The organism is Hymenobacter qilianensis (assembly GCF_014489555.1).
Classification (GTDB): Bacteria; Bacteroidota; Bacteroidia; order Cytophagales; family Hymenobacteraceae; genus Hymenobacter; species Hymenobacter qilianensis.
The window spans coordinates 3110572-3131960 of sequence record NZ_CP060784.1; the positions used below are offsets into that span (position 1 = coordinate 3110572).

Here is a 21389-nt window from a genome sequence, read left to right on the forward strand (position 1 = left end):
TTTACGCCTTTAAATGTTGAAAACCAACTGTTAAACAGGACTTCTTGTGCGGGGTATATCTGCCTCGATTTCAGCCAATCTTCAGAGGCGGGCCCACTACTTTCATCTCGTTGGCAGCGAATATTCTGGCAATCTCCTGAGGCGTGGGTTCCGCTTTCAAAGTCGCCAGTGTCACAAAAAATTCTTCCATTTTTCCAGCGGGTTGAAAGGCCACCAGCATGCGGCCGGTTTGGCTGACTTGAGTCCAGGCATGAGGCACTTGGCGGGGCAGAAAGATGCTTTCACCCGTTTTAAGAGCGTATTTCTCTTCTCCGACGTGGAAATAATATTCCCCGTCCAGCACGTAAAATACCTCATCCTGTTTGAAATGCACATGCAGGGGCGTTCCCCGGCCGGGGGACAGGCTGATCTGTTCAAAAATGGCTAAGCCGCCATTGGTGTCTTTGCCCGAAACTTTAAGGTCCAGAATATTCGCGTTGACGCCCAGCAGCTTCAGGTGGCCGTGGCGGCGACCTTCACCGGCGCGTATCTTAAATCCTTTTCCGGTGGTGACAGCGGGGGCCTGCATTTGCCCCCAGCCACGAAAGGCAGGCCGGCAAGCGATGTCTGAATAAAGTGTCGGCGTTCCATAGCTGGTGATGTTAATGGCGTTGCGGTTTAGTATGCTTCCACATTGCCTTCAGCGCAACTAACTCGGTGAAGTGGTCATGTGGCTAAATCAGCCTGGTTTCTAGTCTAATATAGTGTATTTATAATTTAATGGGCTCATCCTTTCCTGGCTTCTTCCAGCACCTGCGCACAACTATGCAGCTCTGCAATCGGTACAGCGTAGGCAGAAGCAGCCTTTCAGAAACGTGTGGAGTCGGGGAGGTGTGACACATAAATCTGGCGCTGCGGCTGCTTGCCTGAAACCATACGCTGCCCATCTATCTACTGCTTGTTAAGGAAGCAATGCCGTCAATCTATTCCTTCGCTCTGAAACTGGCTGCTCTGTTGCTGCTCATCGGGTCAGTTGTTCCGGCCAGGAGCCAGTCGGCTGAGCGGATAATAGACCGCAACACCATCGGCTGGTTTACCTACAATGGCGACCACCAAATTGCCCCCCAGTGGGCCGTGCATACTGAAGTGCAGCTGCGCCGCACGCGCCTGGGCCTGGGCCGCCAGCAGCTGCTGTCGCGCCTGGGCATCGTGTATTCGTTGGCCGAGCGCGTGACGCTTTCAGGAGGTTATACGCAGCTGACCACCTATCCCTACGGCGACTACCCCACGGCCAATTTAGGCGAAGCGACACCCGAAAACCGCGTGTATGAGGACATCACGCTGGCCAGCACCTACGGCCGGCTTCAGCTCACGCATCGGTTTCGGCTGGAGCAGCGCTGGCTGGGGCAATTAGCTGAAAGCAACCCCAGGCGGGTGGAGGGCTGGGAATACCAGAACCGCGCCCGCTACCAGGTGGCCGGCGAGCTACCACTGCAAGGCTCCAGCATCGACGACGGCGAGCTGTACATCACCTTTTTCGACGAGATATTTATCGGCTTCGGGGAGAATGTGGGCCGCAATGTATTCAACCAAAACCGTATTTCTGGGGGCCTGGGCTACCAGATCCGCGACAACTGGAAGCTGGAGCTGAGCTACCTGAACCAGTGGACCCAGCACGCCGAGCCCGCTCCCAATACGCAGCAGTCGGTGTTTGAAAACAACAATGGGTTTCGGCTGAACGTGGTTTACAACCTGGACTTTACGTCGTCTGCATCAGCAGACTAACGCCTCACGCTAATGCGCCTAAGAGTGCACGCCAGCGGAGCGCGCAAACTCAACCGGGTCGCGGTCAAGGGCTTGAATCTTTGCTTTATAAGCCGGCGGCAGCAGCGCAGTTTTCACCCACTGACTCAGGGATAAATGCTGCGTGCGCCGATACACCGGCACCACCGGCCGCAGCCACGACCTGTTGCCCAAACGCAGCAAGTCGCGCACGGTAGCCGGCACCACGAGGCGCTGCGCGTGCAGCAACAGCCAGTACCGCACCGGCCCCAGGTGCTTACGATACTGATGATACAGATCTTGGGTGAAGCGGCTATGCTCCAGGTCGGATGCCAGGTGCTGCTGCCTTACTACCAGCCATTGCGCGTAGGTGGGGGGCAAATCGGGGATGCCCATGCGCTGCCCTACGCGCGCGAATACGGTGAATACCTCTTCTTTTTCGGCAGTGCTCATGGGGCGCTCCAGCAGCTCGAACGAGCGGATAGAATAGTCGATAAGCAGAAACAGCACGTCGCGGTAGGCCCAGTCGGGAATGGCTGCGCCGCGCTTTGCCTCCACGGCCGCATGAATGGCGGCAATGGTGTCGATAGCCCGTTCGGCGGCGGGCTGAGGGGCAAATACGATTTGCCGGGCATACTCTACGGTAGAGAATAAGCGCGCCATCGGGTCGGCGGGCAGACGGCCGGTGAAGTAAAGCCAGTCAACGGCTTTATTCAGGGCAAACTCTGCCGCCGCGCCGGCAAAAATAAAAAGCACCGTGTCGGCCTTGCCCCAGATGGCCCGCACCACGGAATGCTTCGGCACAAAAAAATCCATAGATCAAGAACTGGAAAAGGCAGCAAAAGGCTCCCAGGGTCTTTGGTAACAGCTGCTGCGTAGCTACGAAAGTATCAAAGTAGCAGAACGTTGGCCGGCGGCAAACCCATATCACGTCAGAAATAAAAAACTCACTCATCCGGGTACTGCGGCGGCTCTTCGTCGGAGGCGTGCGGGGAAACAGGGCTGGGGCCGCACCCGGCCAGAATGGCGCATTCCAAGGGCTGGCCGTGGTGAAAGCGTAAAAAACCAACCGTGGCGAGCCACATGGCCAGGCAAGGCGCTAACCAATAGATCCAGAGTCCATGATAGCGGCCGGCTGCCACGGCGGTGCCCAGCGTACGGGCCGGGTTCAGGCTCATCCCCGAATAAGGTGTTTCAACAAGGACATAAACCGCAAGCAGCGCGCCCAGCAGCCACCCGGCCCACGCTTTCAACCGACTCGAATGCAGGGCAAGCAGCGTCACCAGCATCATCACAAAACAGATAATGAACTCGGCTACGAAGGCAGTCAGCTCACCCTGAACAAAAACCGGATTGGGTTGCGTAACGGTGTATTTTACGGCCGGATGAGCGTAGAACTTGGGCAGGCCAAGCTTCAGCAGTTGGGCCGCCCCAATGGCGCCGCACAGCTGCGCCAGCACGTACCACACCGCATCGGGGAGGCGTATTTTGCCTAATTGCCAGAAGGCCAGCGTAACTGCCGGATTAATATGCGCGCCCGACTTTTTACCCCAGGGATTATAAATAATAATGACCAGCACCAGCCCCAGACCCAGGCCCATAACGCCTCTGCGAAGCAGGTGGCTTTCCGCCAGGCTCTGCCGCACAGGCGAAGCCGGATGCTCCAGCAGGATGGTCAGCAAACCCGCACTTCCCACAAAAAAGGCCAGGCCCAATGCTTCCGCAACGTAGTGTGGCCAGTGCCGACGTAGCGCGGACAGCAAACGGTGAGCTAATGGCATAAGTGAAGTAAAGCGCGGAACCAGCTATCTACAACGCATCCTTCCTTTATCGGTTGTGCTGTGCCCGGTTCGCATCTGGGGGGCTTTTTTCTGTTGGTACAGCCTGCCGGACTTATTCTTTTAAGCGTCATAGCACAATTTACCTTGCTCAAACCCGGCAAAAGACTAGCTTTGATGTTCATCAAAACATGGCTCAGCGCTGCGTATCATGAGAAAACTCACTGCTTTGGCGCTCGGCGCTACCTTATTGTTTTTCTCTACTTCGTCGAAGGCCCCGCGCGATGGCTGGGAGCCGTTGCTGGATAAAAAACTGAGCAAGTGGGAAACCTTCTTAAGCTACCGCCACGAGCTAGGCTACAAAGGGAAAGTGCCCACCGATGCTCAGGGAAAGGAAATTGCGCCCATCGGCTACGGCAAAAATGAGGCAAATGTATTCTCGGTCCGGATGGAGAAGGGCGAACCAGTACTGCGCATCAGCGGGGAGATATACGGCTGCGTATTCACCAAGCAGGATTTTACCAACTACGCCCTTAAGCTAAAGGTAAAGTGGGGCGAGAAGAAGTGGGTGCCGCGCCTCAACGAGCCCCGCGACAGTGGTATCCTTTATAATAGCCAGGGTGAGTGCGGGGTAGACTACTGGCATAGCTGGATGCTGAGTCAGGAATTTCAGGTGTCCGAGTTCGAGAAGGGCAACGCGATGGGCGACTTCTGGTGCATCGCCAACTCCACGGCCGACATTACGGCAACCCAAAACGAAACGAAGGACGGGATGAAATACAACCCAGATGCGGCCCCCGTCACTTTTGGCAGGGGCGGCCCTGGGTTCTGCCAGGCTTCAGCTAACTACGGCGTTCCGGCGGGGCAATGGGATGAGCTGGAGCTGATTCACGTGAATGGCCAGAGCATTCACATCGTGAACGGCAAGGTGGTGCTGGCCGTCAACAACTCAGGCTACGTGGAAAATGGCCAGCGCCTGCCGCTCACGCACGGCAAGATTCAGCTACAGAGCGAAGCCGCCGAAGTGTACTATAAAGGCATTATGATCAAGCCCCTGGATGCCATGCCAGCGGAGTACGCCAAGTATTTTAATAACAAGCCAACCAGATAACTCCCAAATTTGCCCCCAGCCGGCCTACAGCTCCCGAACCCAGATATTGCGGAAGCTCAGCGGCTCACTCGGGTCGCCGTGCGACTGGAGCTTGATGGGCGAGGGACCGTGCTTCTGGTAGCTGGGCTTCCCGATGTACACCGTCGGCCCCGCCAGCGTCACGTTGTTCTGCACCACTACGCCATTAAACAGCACCGTCACGCGGGCCGGCGACTGCACCGAGCCGTCGGCCTTGAAGGTGGGCGCCGTCCACAGCACGTCGTACGACTGCCACTCGCCGGGCTTGCGGGTGGGGTTGGCCAACGGAATCAGCTGCTTGTAGATGCTGCCAGCCATGCCGTTCACGTAGGTTTTGTTCTCGTAGGAGTCCAGAATCTGCAATTCGTAGCCCAGGTCGCCTTTGCCTAAGGAAGCCAGGAACAGGCCGCTGTTGCCGCGCACTTGCCCGGTGCCCGCAATAGTGGCCGGCACGCGCCACTCCAGGTGCAGCTGGTAGTTGGTAAAAGCGCGCTTGGTTTCGATGTTGCCGGTCTTCTTGTCCACGGTAAAAATGCCCCCCGCAACCTTCCACTTCGCCGGCGCATTCCGGTCGTCGGCGGATACCCACTGCGTCAGGTCCTTGCCATCAAACAGCACAATAGCATCGGAGGGCGGGGGGGTGAACTGCGGACTGGCAGTCACAACTTTGGGCACTGGCTCCCACACCTCCGTGTCTTCTGGTTTTCCCTTCTGCTGTGCCTGAGCCATCAAAGAAGTGCTGAATAGTAAAACGGAAGCAAGGACAGGAAGACGCATAGAGTGCTTGGTAAAGTGGTGGGAGACAAGGCGATTAGACGTCGCAGAGCTGCACGGCCTGCCGGAGTGAGGCGAGCTTATCGGCTTTTTGCGGGATGAATTCCTGCGCTACATAGCCTTTAAAGCCGGTGGCCAGAATGGCGCGCATAATGGCCGGGTAATTTAGCTCCTGGGTCTCGTCGAGCTCGTGGCGGCCCGGTACGCCGGCCGTGTGGTAGTGGGCAATATAGGGGTGATACTCCGTGAGCGTACGAATCACGTCGCCCTCATCGATCTGCATGTGGTAGATGTCGTAGAGCAGCTTGAAGTTTTCGGAGCCCAGCCGCTTGGCTAGCTCCACGCCCCAGGCGGTGCGGTCGCACTGGTAGTCTTTGTGGTCGATTTTGCTGTTGAGCAGCTCCATTACCAGCACTACTTTGTGCTGCGCGGCCAGCTTCACCAGCGGCTGCAGCCCGCGCACGGAGTTGGTCCAGCCCGCTTCATCGGTCATTCCCCTGCGGCTGCCGCTAAAGCAGATCAGGTTGGTGTAGCCCGCCTTGGCTACCAGAGGAATCATGTCGGCGTACTGCTTCTGCAGGCGCGCATGAAACTGCGGGTCGTTGAAGCCGTCGGTGAGGTTGATCTCGGCCCCGTTGCACATGGGCGAGTCCAGACCATACTTTTTGAGCGTAGGCCAGTCTTTCGGGCCTACCAGGTCGATGCCCTTGATGCCCATTTCCTTGGCCGCCGCGCACAGCTGGTCGAGCGGCATATCCTGGAAGCACCACCGGCACACCGACTGCTTAATGTTGTTTTTCAATGGCGTATTCTGGCTGGGGGGCTTTTTGTCGGTGGTGCAGGCGCTCGCAATGCCCAGCGTCCCGACGGCGGCTGTGCTGGTGAGTAGGCCCTTCAAAGCAGTTCTTCGGTTCCAGATTGCCATACAGTCAGTTATTTAGCCTGAGCTAGCTCGGGTGCTGCATCGAAGGAAGTGGATTCCGACCCCTGGTCCTGCGGCCGGTCCTTGAACAAGAGCAGGAACAGCAGAACCACCGCCCCGGCAATACCAGCCGGAATCAGCCAGATCATGCGCCAGTCGTGCACGCCTTCGGAGAGCTGATAGTTGTCGAAAATGCGCCCCGAGAGCAAGGTGCCAATCAGCATGCCCACGCCATACGTGGCCAGCGTAATAAAGCCCTGCGCCGAGCTTTTAAACCGCTCCCCGGCGAGGTTATCAGTGTAAATCTGGCCCGTTACGAAAAAGAAGTCGTAGCAGATACCGTGCAGTACAATGCCCGCAATGAGCATCCAGTAATTGCTTTGCCCGTCGCCGTAAGCGAAGAATACGTAGCGCACCACCCAGGCCAGCATCCCGATTGCCAGCATCTTTTTCACGCCCAAACGGGTGAAGAAAAACGGAATCAAAAGCATAAACAGCAGCTCCGAAACCTGCCCCAAGCTTTGCACCCCGGCCGCGGCTTTCATACCAACCTCATTCAGAAACGGGTTGGTGAAGCCGTAGTAAAACGCCAGCGGAATGCAGATGGCGATAGAAGCCAGAAAGAAAATGAGGTAGGAGCGGTTCTTCAGCAACCCAATGGCGTCGAGGCCCAGCATGTCGCCCAGGGAAGAGGATTGGCCGCGCTTTACAGGCGGCGTGGCGGGCAGCATGAAACTGAACACCCCCAGCAAAGCCGAGGCGCCAGCGGCCATGAGAAAAGTAGCTCGTAGGCTCCCACTTTGCTCCCAGTTCAGCCAACCGATGGTTAGGCCGGCCACAATCCAGCCCAGCGTGCCCAGCACCCGAATGGTGGCAAACTCCTTCTGCGGATTCTGCATCTGCCGGAACGCAATCGAGTTGACTAACGCCAGCGTAGGCATATACAAGACCATGTAGGTCAGAATGTTGGGGTAAAAAGAGCCAAAGTCCGGCGACGACGATGCACGCCAGAGCAGCAGCGCTCCGGCAAGGTGCAGCACGCCCAGAATCTTCTGGGCCGAGAAAAACCGGTCGGCAATCAGGCCAATGATAAACGGCGCCACGATTGCCCCAATCGATTGCGTCAGAAACGCCACTCCCACCTGCGTGCCCGTCGCGCTGAGGTTGCGTAGCAGGTAGGTGCCCAACGTCACAAACCACGCCCCCCAGATGAAAAACTCCAGGAACATCATGATAGACAGCTTAATCCGAATGGAGGAAGTCATGGTGGGGTAAGTTGGTGTCGGTAAGGAAGAGAGTTTAATTTAGCAACTTAACTGCTTAATCTAGAACGCCATGCAGAGCGCCAGCGAAGCATCTCGCGTGCTGACGCAGGATTAGTAATCTAACGGCGCGAGCGAGATGCTTCGTTGGCGCTCTGCATGACACGAGTTTTACTCTTACTTCAGCGTGAGAATGTAGCGGGCCATTTCCTCGGCGTCGGCAACGGATATGCCGGGGTGGGGCGTCATGGCGATATCGCCCCAGTTGCCCTTGCCGCCGGTAATAATTTTGCCACCCAGCATCTTGATGTTGGCTTCCGTGGCGGGGTATTTCTGCGCAACTGCCTGATACGCTGGGCCGAGAAGCTTCTCGTTTACGCGGTGGCAGGTGGCGCAGTCGCTGCTTTCCATGAGCTTGGCGCCTTTGGCCAGTGCCCCGCCCGTTGGGGTAGTGCCAATTTTGGTAACATTGGTATCCACCTGGGGCTGGCGGGCCACGGCACTCATGTTGGCGCCCGTGGTGCTGTCAGCGTTCATGGTTTCTTCGGGTTCAGCCAGCGTGTATTTCTCTTGGGGGGCTTTATTAGAATCGGAGCTACAAGCGGCTAAAAAAGCGAAAGAGCTGAGGAGCAGAAAGACTTTTTTCATGGGGTCTGAGGGAAGGTTAAAGTCCTAACAGGCTTTTATTGTGGGCTTCATCGGTGCCGGCGGCCGCGAAATCATCGAAGGCTTTGTCGGTGACGTGGATGATGTGGTCGCGAATGAAGGTGGCGCCTTCGCGGGCGCCGTCTTCGGGGTGTTTCAGGGCGCATTCCCACTCCAGCACGGCCCAACCGGGGAAATCGTATTGGGCCATTTTGCTGAAAATAGCCTTGAAATCAACCTGCCCGTCGCCCAAGGAGCGGAAGCGGCCGGCCCGATCTACCCAGTTCTGGTAGCCGCCATACACGCCCTGCCGCCCGTTGGGGTTAAACTCCGCATCCTTCACATGAAAGGCCCGAATCCGCTCGTGGTAAATGTCGATATACTCCAGATAGTTAAGGCATTGCAGTACGAAGTGGGAGGGATCGTAAAGCAGGCAGGCGCGGGGATGATGCTGCACTTTGTCGAGGAACAGCTCGTAGCTGACGCCGTCGTGGAGGTCTTCGCCGGCGTGAATTTCGTAGCACACATCTACTCCGCACTCATCGAAGGTTTGCAGAATGGGCAGCCAGCGGCGGGCCAGCTCGTCGAAGCCCGTTTCTACCAGTCCTGCAGGGCGCTGAGGCCAGGGATACACCATGGGCCAGAGCAGCGCGCCGCTGAAGGTGGCGTGGGCCGTCAGCCCCAGGTTCTGTGAGGCTTTGGCCGCGTACTTAAGCTGCTGCACCGCCCAAGCCTGCCGGGCTTTAGGGTTGCCGCGAACTGCTTCGGGGGCAAAGCCATCAAACAGCGTATCGTACACCGGATTCACGGCTACCAGCTGGCCCTGCAAGTGCGTGGATAACTCCGTGATTTCCAGACCTGCGGCCTGCACCGTGCCTGTTACCTCGTCGGCGTAGGTTTGGCTTTCGGCGGCTTTTTGCAGATCGATAAAGCGGCTGTCCAATGTCGGGATTTGTACGCCTTTGTAGCCTAGGCCGCTGGCCCACTCGCAGATGGAAGCCAGGCTGTTGAAAGGCGGCTGATCGGAGATGAATTGCGCCAGAAAAATCGCGGGTCCTTTGATGGTTTTCATGCGCAGCTATACGGTGAATTCGGTCCACTTCTGATCGGAGCGGCCCGAGGCAATAACATTTTCAATAAAAGCCATGCCCCGCACCCCTTCCTCCATACCCGGATAATCTAAGGCTTCGGGCGGCGCAGATTTGCCCCCCAGATCGGCCTGCAAACTCAGGGCGAAGTTGCGGTACAGGTTAGCAAACGCTTCGAGGTAGCCTTCCGGGTGTCCGGAAGGCGTGCGCGTGTTGTGGCGGGCGTAGGAGCTGACGTAGCCAGTGCCGGTCCGCCGAATTTCGGTGGGCCTATCCAACCATTTCACTTGGAGCGTGTTGGCGTCTACTTGCTGCCATTCCAGGCCGCCTTTGTCGCCGTACACCCGCAGGCGCACGTTGTTTTCCTCGCCCGCCGCGACCTGCGTAGCCACCATCACGCCGCTGGCCCCACCCGAGAGGCGAAGCAATACCGCGCCATCATCGTCGAGCTTGCGGCCCGGCACCACGGTATTAATATCGGCGCAAAGCTGCGTTACCGACAAGCCTGTGACGTATTCGAGCAGGTTAAAGGCGTGGGTGCCGATGTCGCCCATGGCGCCGGCCACGCCGCTGCGGGCCGGGTCGGTGCGCCAGGCGGCCTGCTTGTTGTCGGAACCTTCCTCGAAGTTGCTCAGCCAGCCCTGCGGGTACTCCACGTAGGCTTTGCGCACGGCGCCCAGCTCGCCGGAGGCTACCAGCTGCCGGGCTTCCTTCACCATAGGGTAGCCGGTGTAAGTATGCGTAAGGCAGAAGCGCGCATTGCTGGCCGCTGCCACGGTTTGCAGCTCTTTGGCTTCAGCCAAGGAAAAGGTCATGGGCTTGTCCAGAATGACGTGAAAGCCATTTTCCAAAGCCAGCTTGGCGGGAGCAAAATGTAAGTGGTTGGGCGTCACGATAGACAACACCTGCACGCGCTCAGCTTCCGGCAGGGCTTTTTCCCGCTCAATCAATTCCTGGTAGGAGCCATATACGCGGTCGGCAGACAGGCCCAGGATTTGGCCGCTGGCTTTGGAGGTTTCGGGGTTGCTGCTGAAAGCACCGGCTACCAGCTCATAGAGGCCATCCAAAGCGGCGGCGTGCCGATGCACGGCGCCAATAAAAGCCCCCTGGCCGCCGCCAATCATGCCCAGTCGTAGTTTCATACGGTCCAAGGTCGCAGATTAAGTGGTAGCCCAGGCTTTGTCGCCCTTTTTGTAAGGCACGCAGCCGTCGTACTTGCCCGGTACGGGGGAGTAGCGCAGAGCTTTGGTGCTGCCCACTTCCGAGGTGAAGTAGCCGAGCAAGGTCAGCTCCTTGATCATGCGGAAGTAGTGGTTGGGGTCCTCCTTCGTTTTGGTCTTGGCGTAGTTTTTCTGCTCCGCATCGAGGGCCGTGAGCAGGGCCGTACGCTGGGCGGTATCCGATTCCAGAAAGCCTTTGCCGTTCTTCGACTTCGACGCTTCTTCTAGCTGTGTCAGTCCTTTCAGAAATATCTGCTGATCGGCTGGCTTATAGCAGTCTCGCACCATTACGGCCATAAAACCGCCCACGTCGGCGGCTTTGGCACCTGGAGATGAAGTAGTTGGCAGAATAGTGTCGCCTACTTCATTCAGGTAAGCGACCTGCTCCTGATTGAGAACGGGCTTTAGTTCTTTGGCCGCTGGGGGGCTTTTTTTTGCGGTTTTTTCTTCCTTTTCCTGGCTCGGGGAGGAGCAGCCGGTGAGGAAATAATCGGCGCCGATGATAGTGCCGCCCATGATGAGGGCTACCCGGCCTAATGCGTCTCTTCTATTCATAATGCTGCCGATTAAGAATTAGATATTCTGCTTTTTCAACTCACCTACTGCATGATCTACGGCCCGAGCGGTCAGGGCCATGTAGGTCAGCGACGGGTTCTGGCAGGCCGCGGAAGTCATGGCCGCGCCATCGGTCACGTACACGTTGGGCGCATCCCACACCTGGTTGTGCTGGTTGAGCACAGAGGTTTTGGGGTCGCGGCCCATGCGGGCGGTGCCCATCTCGTGGATGCCGCCGCCCAGGTTGTAGCCACCGTTGTAGGTATTTACGTTTTTTAGGCCCGCTTTTTCCAGCATCTCCTTGGCGTCCTGCATCATGTCGATGCGCATTTTCTGCTCATTCTCGCGAATGGTAGCGTCGATGGCCAGCACCGGCAAGCCCCACTTGTCTTTCTTTGTTTTGTCGAGGTAGGCGCGGTTGTCGTGATAGGGGAGGGTTTCGCCGAAACCGGTCAGGCCCATCGTCCACTTGCCCGGCTCAGTGAGCGCATCCTTGAATTCGCCCCCAATGTTCATTTCCGCGATTTCGCGGCCCCAGCCTTCCCGGCCGGCGCCGCCCTGGTAGCCAAAGCCGCGGATGTAGTCGCGCTTGTCGCCAAACAGGTTGCGGTAGCGCGGAATATAAATACCATTGGCCCGGCGCCCGTACACGTACTTATCATCGTAGCCCTCAGCCTCGCCGCTGGCACCCGCCCGGAAGTGATGGTCCATCAGGTTGTGGCCTAGCTCCCCGCTGCTGCTGCCTAGGCCCTCGGGCCACACGTCGGTAGCCGAGTTCATCAACACCCAGGCCGAGTTCAGGGCCGAGGCGTTCAGGAAGATGATTTTGGCGAAATACTCGTAGGTCTGATTGGTTTCCGCGTCGAGCACTTCCACGCCCTTGGCCCGCTTGGTGTCCTTGTCGTAGAGAATCTTGGTGACGATGGAAAACGGGCGCAGCGTGAGGTTGCCGGTAGCTACGGCCGCGGGCAAGCTCGCCGACTGCGTGCTGAAATACGCCCCGAACGGGCAGCCCAGCCAGCACTTGTTGCGGTATTGGCAGGCCACGCGGTTGTTATGCCCCACCGTAATGTTGGCCGTACGCCCAATGACCATGTGGCGGTCCTTGTAATTCTTCTTGATGCGGGCGGCCACGTCCTTCTCCACGCAGTTCATCTCCATGGGGGGCATAAATTCGCCGTCGGGGAGCTGGGGCAGGCCGTCGCGGTTGCCGCTGATGCCGGCAAATTTCTCCACGCGGCTGTACCATGGCGCCAGATCCTTATAGCGGATGGGCCAGTCTACGGCGATGCCATCCTTGGCATTGGCCTCGAAGTCGTAGTCGCTCAGGCGGTACGACTGCCGGCCCCACATCAGCGAGCGGCCACCCACCTGGTAGCCCCGAAACCAGTCGAAGGGCTTCACCTCCACGTAGGGGCTTTCCTTCTCCTTTACCCAGAAGTCCAGATTCTGCTCGTTCAGCGTGTAGTCGCGGCTGAGCACCGGATAGTCCTCGATCATCTGCTGGGTTTTGCCCCCCCGGTGCGGAAACTCCCAGGGGTTTTTGTTGGCATTCACGTAATCCTTTACGTGTTCCACATTGCGGCCGCGCTCCAGCATGATGGTCTTCAGGCCTTTCTCTGTCAGCTCTTTGGCGGCCATGCCGCCCGAAATACCAGATCCGATGACAATGGCATCGTAGGTGTTCTTTTCCATAAGGGGTGGGATAAGGATAATGGAAACGCAAGCAAGAATCCGTACCGGACTATACCAAGGTACGCTTGATATGCGTAATGCTTTTCTGGATGCTGTCGAAGGGCGAGCCGGGCGTTTGGTCCTGCTCTACAAAGTAATATTTCATGCCCGACTTACCAGCCTGCGCAAAGATTTTCTTGAAGTCGATGACGCCGCTGCCTACTTCCGTGAAGTTCTTTTTGGGCGTGTTGTCCATGTCCTTCACATGCCAGAGCGGGAAGCGCCCGGGGTGTTGCTGAAACAGCGCCACGGGGTCTTTGCCGGCTTTCACGGTCCAGAATAAGTCGAGTTCCATCTTCACTAGCTCCTTGTCTGTGCCACTGAGCAGCAGATCGTAAGGCACTTTGCCGCTCTGGGGGGCAAATTCGAAGTCGTGGTTGTGGTAACACATTTGAATGCCGGCTTTCTTGGCCCGCTCGCCTGCTTTATTCAGCTGGTCGGCCACGTACTTATACTGGTCGAGGCCGCCACGCTCGGCGTCCGAGAGGTAAGCGCACACCATGTACTTCACGCCGGCCTGGGCTGCATCGTCCACGGCTTTATCCCAGCCGTGCAGCATGGTGCCCTGCACTGGCTGCCCTTTTTCCTGCTCCTGGCCCAGCCGGTAGTGGCTGCTAGGCATGATGAGGCCATTCTGCTTGAGCACACCAGCAAATGCCGTCGGCGTCATGCCATAAAACTTCTGGCTGCCCGTGTAAGTGGCGCCCTCCACCGAGTTGTAGCCCATCTTCGCCACGCGGGCCAGCGTACCCGCCGGGTCCTTTTGCATGGCGTCGCGCACGGTGTACAGCTGCAAGCCGATATACGATTTGGGCGCGGCCAGCAAAGCCGGCGAAACGAGTGCGCCGGCAGACAGCAGCGCGGCGGACTTCACGAAGGAACGGCGAGAGGTCATGGGGAGAAGTTAGTGGGAGGGAGAGGAAATGTACGGTCGTGAGTGGGCAATAAGCAGAGAGTAATTAAAAACTGACGCGCAAGTGTAAGATACTCGTTCTCCTGCTTAATTCATGATTGATCAGCCGTAAAAAAAGGATTTACGACAAGGCTACGGTTCACCAATTTACCCCTCCTTTTTCCGGTAATGCAAGCTTTATGCGGGGAAAGATCGGAGGCGGCCGCGCATCGCTGCCAAGGCTGAACCGCTTAGTGCACAACCCGGAAAGGGCGTTTATTCTGCTCTGGGGGACTTTTTTCGGACTTATAGCAGCCAAAAAGACACGGATAAAAAACAAGTGAGGAGCTTGCCCCTACAGAAAGGTTTTTGTGACTGCCTTTGCGTTGCTTAGCCCGCGGAGCATTGCAGGAGTGCTTGCAGTCAGTCTTTTTTCGGATGAGAAGTGCAGCCCAAGTACACGCGCTTTCTACTAAGCAGAGCCAGGCGGATTTTAGAAATATATGCCTCCTGCTGCTACCCTTTTGCTAATGCCAACGGCCCCACAACGGCGCGGCAAACTGCTGCGCTATCGTGGGGCCGAAGCCAATATCTCAGGAAGAACTCTGGCCGTTTGCTAGTGTACCGGCTCTGCCATCTGCTCAGCGGATACTTCCACCTGTTCGGTAATGTGTTTGCGGCCGGTAAGCAAAAGGACCAAAGCCACCACCGAGGTAACAGCCATAATGGCCACCATGGGTACGGCCGTGCCGTTGCTAAAAAGGCTGACCCCCATAGAGGCCAACGCGCCCATCGCCATCCGAATGGCGCCCATCAGAGCGGAGGCGCTGCCGGCGGTGCGGGAAAAAGGAGCCAGGGAAAGCGCAGCGGTATTGGGGCTGCTAAAGCCGAGGCAGCACAGGAAAATAAACAGCAGGGCAATCGTCCCGTAGAGGCCAATCCAGCCGCCGCTGATCAGCACCAGAAAAACCACGCCGGTTAGTACCTGGCAGATGAGGGCAGCATACACCAGCTGCTCATTCTGATAATACCGCAGCATGTAGCTGTTTACCTGACTGGCACCAATTAAACCCACCGACAGGAAGGCGAAAATCCAGCCGTACATCTCGCCGCTTACCCCAAAAATCTCCATGAATACCAGCGGCGAGCCAGCCACATATGCGAAGAGTCCGCAGAAGGACATGGCGCCGGTAAACGTGTAGGTGTAGAACTGCGGCTCGCGCAACACCGACCAGAAATTGGCCAGGATAGGCTTGGGCTTCAGGGACATGGTCGTGTCGGGCTCATAGCTTTCGGGGAGCCAGAAGAACGTGGCAACCAGCAGTAGTAGACCCATGACAGCTAAAACGATAAACACTCCGTGCCACCCAAATGCCGCTGTCACGTAACTGCCAGCGGTGGGCGCAATCATGGGTGAGAGGCCGATGACCAGCATGATCAGGGCAAAGACCTTCGCGCTGTCTTTCACCGGAAACAAGTCGCGGATCATCGCCACGGAGGCAACGCCCGCCGCACAGCTACCGACAGCCTGAATCAGGCGCAGGAAAATAAGCCCGTCGATCGTCTGAACAGCCGCGCAGCCGATAGAAGCCAGCACGTACACGGCCAGCCCCACATATAGCGGTTTTTTGCGGCCAAAGCGGTCAAGCAGCGGCCCGTACAGCAGCTGGCCGGCAGAGATGCCCACAAAAAAGCTGGATAAGGACAGGGTCACGCGGGCGGCCGTCGTATTCAGGTCTTCGGCGATGGCCGGAAAGCCCGGCAGATACATATCGATGGAAAATGGCCCGAGCGCCGAAAGGCTTCCCAGAATCAGAATCAGAAAAAAGTACTGTTGCTTAGACATTGATGCTACTGGGGGGCTTTTTTGCCCCTGTTTTTACGGAGGAGGTATGCGTGTATCAGGTAGCCCGAATGGTTTCAACGGGGCCCAAGGCTTTGCCCACTGAAACCATGTGCTGGGGCATTTTCCACCGCCGGATTCGCAATGGATAAGACGTGTGAACGGTCGGAGCGGCCGGATAATTCATCAGAGTTAATATTTATATAAAACAACATTACTTGCTCTTCGTCCGGCATCCGGGCAAGAGTCTAGATATCGGAATAAGCGGTGGGGCGCAGGAACAGAATATCAATCTTCGATACGTTGTTCTGATACTCAGGCGCCGCGGCCAGCTTTTTCCACTCCGGGTCTGCGCCGAAGGCTTTCCAGTGCTCGTCGCGGGCCGCTTGGTTTTCGAACGTGGTCAGGTACATGAGGTTGGGCATGCGGCTGCCGGCCACCACGCGGGCGTAGAACACCGCGTTGAAGCCTAGGCGCTCGAACAGTGGTATTTCGCCGCCCTGGGCAAACATGTGCACCTTATTGCGGTGTTGCTTCTCGGTGGCGCTTTCGTAGCTGCGCAGCTCGTACACGCGCTCCAGCCTCGGCCCTTGCAGCTTGGGCGCCCGCAGGCGCAGCTGATCGGTAAAGGCTTCCAGCTGAATCATTTCTAAGCGAAAGTAGGGAGGAGAAGTGTGGGCAGCGTTCCAGTAGGCAGGGCTGATTTTGCCAAAGTCCACGTCCTGTTCCAGGCGCTCCGCCACGCGCCCCAGCTGCGCCAGCGACGCGTAGGGGATAAGCACCACCACGCGCCGGTCGGTGGCCGTATCGTTGCCGATGGGCTTGAAAACCCCCACCTTCCGGACGCCCAGCTTATGCAGCTCCGGCAAAAAAGCCCCCCGCAGAAAATTCTCCACCTGCTCTTCCTGCTGCCCAGTCTTTACGTGGTAAATTCGGAGCTGGTACATTTCGCGGTCGGCGGCGGGTCGGTACGCCGACACGGTTAGTAGCGTCGCCAGCACAAGCAGCGCCGCGCCAATTTTGATGAGCCGCGCCAGGGATAATTTGTTCATAAGAATAAGGAGTAGAAAGTAGGAGGGAGATGAGCCGAATTTGGAAAAACACGTTACCCGAACCGGGCGCCCGTTTACCCGGAAAACCTACTACGTTAAAAACGAAGAATACGCCTTATGCTCCGCTGGCCCGACGTGCTGAAATATGCCAAATACAGCAACCCCGAACCTCCCAGACGGGTGGAGCAGTCGGAGGCGGCATGGAAGGCGCAGCTGACGCCCGCGCAGTTTGAAGTGATGCGCCTGAAAGGCACCGAGCCGCCGTACCGCAACGCTTACTGCCGCTCCTACGAGCCGGGCGTATATGCCTGCGTGGGCTGCGGCAGCCTGTTATTCAACTCCACCGAGAAGTACCACGCCATTTCCGGCTGGCCCAGCTTCACCCAGCCGATTACCAAAAATGCCATCAAATACGTCTTCGATAACAGCCACCGCATGCAGCGCCTCGAAGCCCTCTGCAACGTCTGCGACTGCCACCTCGGCCACGTATTTCCCGACGGACCTGAGCCGAGCGGTTTGCGCTACTGCATGAATTCGTTGAGCTTAGTTCAGACCAAAGAAGTGGCTCTGGGGGGCAAATTTCAGCCTAGCGATGGGAGCGGTAATCAGCTATAATGCCTTCACAGATCCAGTTGGCCAGCGCCTGCCGGTTATCAGGAATAACGAACCGGCGCTGGTCCTTGTCGTTGCGGATGTTGCCGAGCTCCATAAAAACGGTCGGGGCGAGGCTGTTGCGCACCACGTACAGCGAATTGCGCGTCGTCACGTTGCCGGAATAAGGTCGGTTGGGCTGAGCGCGGCGGTAGCGGGCGGTAAAGGTTTGGTGGATGCGCTGGGCAAGCTGCTGGCCGGCCTTGCTGTTGGAGTTGTGGTAGAAAAAAACGTCTATGTTCTGGCCCGCGCTCCTGCTGTCCACGTGCAAAGTCAGCAGGCGCTGGTAAGCGCTTTTATGCCGGGCATGCAGCTTATTTACAGTATTAATGCCCTGGCGCAGACGAGCCAACTGATTTAGCGGAATAGTCTGGCGCGGATACGTTACCTCGTCGTAATCGGTCTTGAGTACAGCTTGGTCGCGGATGCCGTCGTTGGGGTCCTGTGTAATCATATACACCTGAGCACCGTGCTCCATCAGGGTCCGCGCCAGCCGCAACGTCACATCATAAGCATATTCGTCCTCGGCCAATGCTGCATTGCCATATTGCCCAATGGCCCCCGGGTCGGGCCCGCCGTGTCCGGCCGCCAAGTACAAAACAGCCCCCCGCAGCTGCTGGTCGCGGACAACTATGTTAGCGTATTCATTGCCATACAGTTCCGCCCGTGAAATAGGCGCTAAAGTTCCTCGGGTGGAAGCCTTAGGGCTGGCTGCTTTAGTGCTTGAGCGGGCAGAAGCGGGAGGAAGGCGATATTTTCGGCCGGCAATCAGACCCTGATTTTTGCTCAGGTTGGCCCGATTCAGCACTAGAAAGGCCTGTAAATGCGTAGCCGGATTTAAGCCATGCCGTCGTAGCAAAGTGTGGGTGCCATCACCGGGACGAGCTGTTACCTGGCGAATGACGCCCTGACTAAATGCCAGAACCGAAGTCAGCAGCAGTGCCAGGAAAAGGGAAATTGAACGCAAAAAGAGCAAGCCGCAGGTAAAGAAAATTCGTGTATACCAATATGAGCGTAAAAGTACCGAGGCCGTGCTTATAAACATGAGCCAATTAACTGGCCTGGGCATGCCCTTCGGTTTCCGGCCTTCTGTAGAGACGCGTATTCGCGTCTAATAATCGTTGAACGACTTGTGTCAAAATAAGCAGTCTAAACAACGTCGGCAACGACTAGACGCGAATACGCGTCTCTGAAGAAAGCGTGAGGCATTCATAATCAATTCATTGTCAGGGGTTGACAAGGTTATTGACATTGCTGCCTGTATAATGCGACGCCAGATGCGTATTGGAAGGCTGATTTATTGACTGTCCAACTCTGTGCTCTTCCTGCATGCCTAAATTCACTTCCCAACCTGCTTCACCAGACTTTACCGGCTTTGTAGAGGTGCGCGGCGCCCGCGAGCACAACCTCAAAAACGTTGATCTGAAAATTCCGCGCGATGCATTAGTGGTATTTACGGGCGTGTCGGGTTCGGGCAAGTCGAGTTTGGCCTTCGGGACGCTTTACGCCGAGGCCCAGCGCCGCTACCTGGAGTCGGTATCGCCGTACGCGCGGCGGCTTTTTCACCAGATGGCCGTGCCCGAGGTCGATGCCATTGAAGGTTTGCCCCCCGCAGTGGCCTTGCAGCAGCAGCGCGGCACGCCCACCACGCGCTCGTCAGTGGGCTCGGTCACGACGCTTTCCAATCTCGTGCGCATGCTCTACTCGCGGGCCGGCGACTACCCGGCGGGGCAGGGAATTATCTATGCCGAAGCCTTTTCGCCCAATACGCCTGAGGGTGCCTGCCCCACCTGCCACGGTCTGGGCCGCATTTATGAAGTAACCGAGCGCTCCATGGTGCCCGACGACTCGCTCACCATTCGGGAGCGGGCCATTGCGGCCTGGCCCCAGGCCTGGGGGGGCAAAATCAGCGCGATATTCTCGTCACGCTCGGCTACGACGTGGATCGGCCCTGGCGCGAGCTGCCCCAGAAAGACCGCGACTGGATTCTGTTCACGGAGGAGCAGCCGGTGGTGCCGGTGTATCCGGGCTACTCGCCCGCCGAAACCCAGCGCGCCCTGAAGCGTCGGGAGCCGCCAAACTATATGGGCACTTTCAGCAGCGCCAAGCGCCATGTGCTGCACACCTTTGCCACCACGCACAGCCCTCTGATGAAAAAGCGGGCCTTGCAATACATGCTCAGCACGGAGTGCCCTCTCTGCCAGGGCAAGCGCCTGCGCCCCGAGTCTTTGTCGGTGAAGTTTGCCGGCCTGGATATAGCCGAGCTTTCGCATCTGCCCCTGAAGCGCTTCGCTGACTTGTTGCGTCCTTACGCCGATGGCACGCACACCGGCCGCAAAAAGCACGATGCCGCCCACCCCGAGCAGGTTATCGTGGCCCAGCGCATCGCTGCCGATCTGGTAGCGCGCCTGGCCGTGTTGCTCGATTTGGGGCTGGGTTATCTGTCGCTGGAGCGTAGCACGCCAACCTTGTCGCCGGGGGAGCTACAGCGGCTGCGACTCGCTACGCAGCTGTATTCCAATCTGTTTGGCGTAGTGTACGTGCTCGATGAGCCCTCCGCCGGCCTGCACCCCTCCGACACGGAGGCATTGCTAGCCGCCTTGGCGAGCTTGAAGCAAAGCGGTAATTCATTGTTTGTGGTCGAGCATAATCTGGACGTTATCCGGCAGGCCGACTGGCTGGTGGATGTGGGTCCGGCGGCCGGCGAGCAGGGAGGCGAAGTGCTCTATAGCGGCTCGCCGGCCGGCTTGGCAAATGTCTCTGCTTCGCAAACGCGCCGTTATTTGTTTGGCGAAGAAAAGCCCCCCACGCGTCCGCCGCGCACACCCAGCGGCTGGCTGCGGCTGGCCGGCGTCACGCGCAACAACCTGAATGAGCTGGCTATAGCATTTCCGCTGGGCGTGCTCACGACCGTTACCGGCGTGTCGGGCTCGGGCAAATCGAGCTTAGTAAGCCAGGTGCTGGTGGAGCTGGTAGCTGAGCATCTAGGCCAAACAATCGAAGCCGACGATGAGCAGGAAGGCGACGAACTGGCCCGGGCCGCACCCATTGCCACTGGGGGCAAATTGTGAGCGGCATGGAAAATATCAAGCGCCTCGTGCGCGTCGATCAGAAGCCCATTGGCCGCACACCGCGCTCCAATATGGCTACTTACACGGGCCTTTTTGACCACGTGCGTAAGCTGTTTGCCGCCACTAAAATGGCCAAAGCCCGCCGCTACGATGCCGGCCGCTTTTCCTTCAACGTGGCCAAAGGTCGCTGCGAAAACTGCCAGGGCGAAGGCTTTGTGATGGTAGAGCTACTGTTTCTGCCCAGCGTGTACGCGCCCTGCCCGGTATGCCATGGCGCGCGCTACAACGCTAAGACGCTGGAAGTAACGTATCAGGAGAAGAACATCGCCGAGGTGCTGGGCATGACCGTAGATGTGGCCTGGAAGTTTTTCGCCGCCGAGCCTACCGTGCAGCGCGCCCTCACTGTGCTGCGGGAAGTGGGCTTGGGCTATCTGCGGCTGGGCCAGCCCGCTACTGAACTTTCCGGCGGTGAGGCCCAGCGCATTAAGCTTGCCACGGAGCTACAGCGCACCCAGCGCGGCACTTCTGTCTACGTGCTCGATGAGCCTACCACCGGCCTGCACCCTTCCGACGTGGAAAAGCTCATGGCTCAGCTCGACGGCTTGGTGGAAGCCGGCAACACAGTCATTGTAGTAGAGCACGACATGCGCGTAGTAGCCGGCTCCGACTGGGTGATTGACATGGGTCCAGGTGCCGGCGATGAAGGCGGCCAGGTAGTAGCCGCCGATGCACCTGCCAAAGTAGCTAGGAGCAAAGCCAGCCGTACCGCCCCTTACTTAGCGCGTTTCCTCGGTAATGACAGTAAGTAAAATATAAACTCTGTCGACCAATAAGAACGTCATGCAGAGCGCAGCGAAGCATCTCGCGTGCGTCGTTGTTTAGCTTGGCAACATCAGCACGCGAGATGCTTCGCTGCGCTCTGCATGACGGTCGGACTTAATACATCCCTTTTCTGGCCACGCCTTAACGTGGTTTTTGGTTCTAGTTCGATAAACTCCCCGCATTGTGCGTC

At 57.7% G+C, this 21389-nt stretch carries 18 protein-coding genes and 1 pseudogene; 4 read left to right on the top strand and 15 right to left on the bottom strand.

Translation table 11 applies throughout. The annotated features are described in order from the left end of the window. Positions 1–70: 70 nt before the first annotated feature. The gene (locus tag H9L05_RS14295; protein ID WP_187731533.1) at positions 71–568 is read right to left on the bottom strand and encodes a cupin domain-containing protein; all 498 of its coding nucleotides are present in this window, start codon (positions 566–568) and stop codon (positions 71–73) included. Positions 569–951: 383 nt separating this feature from the next. On the opposite strand from H9L05_RS14295, the gene H9L05_RS14300 reads away from it, so the two are divergent. Beyond that, the gene (locus H9L05_RS14300; RefSeq protein WP_187731534.1) at positions 952–1764 is read left to right on the top strand and encodes a DUF2490 domain-containing protein; all 813 of its coding nucleotides are present in this window, start codon (positions 952–954) and stop codon (positions 1762–1764) included. 18 nt (positions 1765–1782) lie between these two features. Here H9L05_RS14300 and H9L05_RS14305 read toward each other — a convergent pair whose 3' ends face one another. Together H9L05_RS14305 and H9L05_RS14310 are read right to left on the bottom strand one after the other, a co-directional pair. Then, positions 1783–2565, bottom strand: a complete 783-nt coding sequence (locus H9L05_RS14305) for an oxygenase MpaB family protein (RefSeq protein WP_317174964.1) — start codon at positions 2563–2565, stop codon at positions 1783–1785. A 143-nt stretch (positions 2566–2708) separates the two neighbouring features. Continuing rightward, complete coding sequence (locus H9L05_RS14310; RefSeq protein WP_187731536.1) at positions 2709–3542, bottom strand: MIP/aquaporin family protein; 834 nt, start codon at positions 3540–3542, stop codon at positions 2709–2711. A 208-nt stretch (positions 3543–3750) separates the two neighbouring features. Here H9L05_RS14310 and H9L05_RS14315 point away from each other — a divergent pair, with 208 nt between their 5' ends. Continuing rightward, positions 3751–4650, top strand: a complete 900-nt coding sequence (locus H9L05_RS14315) for a 3-keto-disaccharide hydrolase (protein ID WP_187731537.1) — start codon at positions 3751–3753, stop codon at positions 4648–4650. A 24-nt stretch (positions 4651–4674) separates the two neighbouring features. Here the strand turns inward: H9L05_RS14315 and H9L05_RS14320 are convergent, their stop codons facing one another. From H9L05_RS14320 to H9L05_RS14370, 11 genes are all read right to left on the bottom strand, one after another. Next, a complete protein-coding gene (locus H9L05_RS14320; RefSeq protein WP_187731538.1) occupies positions 4675–5445 on the bottom strand; it encodes a 3-keto-disaccharide hydrolase in 771 nt (256 codons plus the stop codon). Between the two features lie 34 nt (positions 5446–5479). After that, positions 5480–6367, bottom strand: coding sequence for a hydroxypyruvate isomerase family protein (locus H9L05_RS14325; protein ID WP_187731539.1), 888 nt, complete (start codon positions 6365–6367; stop codon positions 5480–5482). A gap of 8 nt (positions 6368–6375) precedes the next feature. Beyond that, a complete protein-coding gene (locus H9L05_RS14330) occupies positions 6376–7629 on the bottom strand; it encodes a nucleoside permease (protein WP_187731540.1) in 1254 nt (417 codons plus the stop codon). Positions 7630–7803: 174 nt separating this feature from the next. Next, positions 7804–8274, bottom strand: a complete 471-nt coding sequence (locus H9L05_RS14335; protein ID WP_223284450.1) for a c-type cytochrome — start codon at positions 8272–8274, stop codon at positions 7804–7806. A gap of 16 nt (positions 8275–8290) precedes the next feature. Further along, positions 8291–9343: a sugar phosphate isomerase/epimerase family protein gene (locus H9L05_RS14340; RefSeq protein WP_187731541.1), complete on the bottom strand. Its 1053-nt coding sequence runs from the start codon at positions 9341–9343 to the stop codon at positions 8291–8293. Positions 9344–9349: 6 nt separating this feature from the next. Then, entirely contained in the window at positions 9350–10501 is a 1152-nt protein-coding gene (locus H9L05_RS14345) for a Gfo/Idh/MocA family protein (protein WP_223284451.1), read from the bottom strand. Positions 10502–10519: 18 nt separating this feature from the next. Further along, entirely contained in the window at positions 10520–11134 is a 615-nt protein-coding gene (locus tag H9L05_RS14350; protein WP_187731542.1) for a gluconate 2-dehydrogenase subunit 3 family protein, read from the bottom strand. An 18-nt stretch (positions 11135–11152) separates the two neighbouring features. Then, entirely contained in the window at positions 11153–12829 is a 1677-nt protein-coding gene (locus H9L05_RS14355) for a GMC oxidoreductase (protein ID WP_187731543.1), read from the bottom strand. Between the two features lie 49 nt (positions 12830–12878). Then, a complete protein-coding gene (locus H9L05_RS14360; RefSeq protein ID WP_187731544.1) occupies positions 12879–13763 on the bottom strand; it encodes a sugar phosphate isomerase/epimerase family protein in 885 nt (294 codons plus the stop codon). A gap of 613 nt (positions 13764–14376) precedes the next feature. Further along, positions 14377–15606 (bottom strand): multidrug effflux MFS transporter, encoded by a 1230-nt coding sequence (locus tag H9L05_RS14365; RefSeq protein WP_187731545.1) that lies wholly within the window; start codon positions 15604–15606, stop codon positions 14377–14379. A gap of 245 nt (positions 15607–15851) precedes the next feature. Beyond that, positions 15852–16655, bottom strand: a complete 804-nt coding sequence (locus H9L05_RS14370; protein ID WP_187731546.1) for an NIPSNAP family protein — start codon at positions 16653–16655, stop codon at positions 15852–15854. A gap of 117 nt (positions 16656–16772) precedes the next feature. Between H9L05_RS14370 and msrB the strand changes: the two genes are divergently transcribed. After that, positions 16773–17270, top strand: a complete 498-nt coding sequence (gene msrB / locus H9L05_RS14375) for a peptide-methionine (R)-S-oxide reductase MsrB (protein WP_187731547.1) — start codon at positions 16773–16775, stop codon at positions 17268–17270. On the opposite strand, the gene H9L05_RS14380 is transcribed toward msrB, so the two are convergent. Continuing rightward, positions 17242–18273, bottom strand: a complete 1032-nt coding sequence (locus H9L05_RS14380) for an N-acetylmuramoyl-L-alanine amidase family protein (RefSeq protein WP_223284452.1) — start codon at positions 18271–18273, stop codon at positions 17242–17244. The genes msrB and H9L05_RS14380 overlap by 29 nt on opposite strands. Before the next feature lie 362 nt (positions 18274–18635). Here H9L05_RS14380 and H9L05_RS26940 point away from each other — a divergent pair. Then, positions 18636–21186 (top strand): annotated as a pseudogene (locus H9L05_RS26940) (excinuclease ABC subunit A). Positions 21187–21389: the final 203 nt, after the last annotated feature.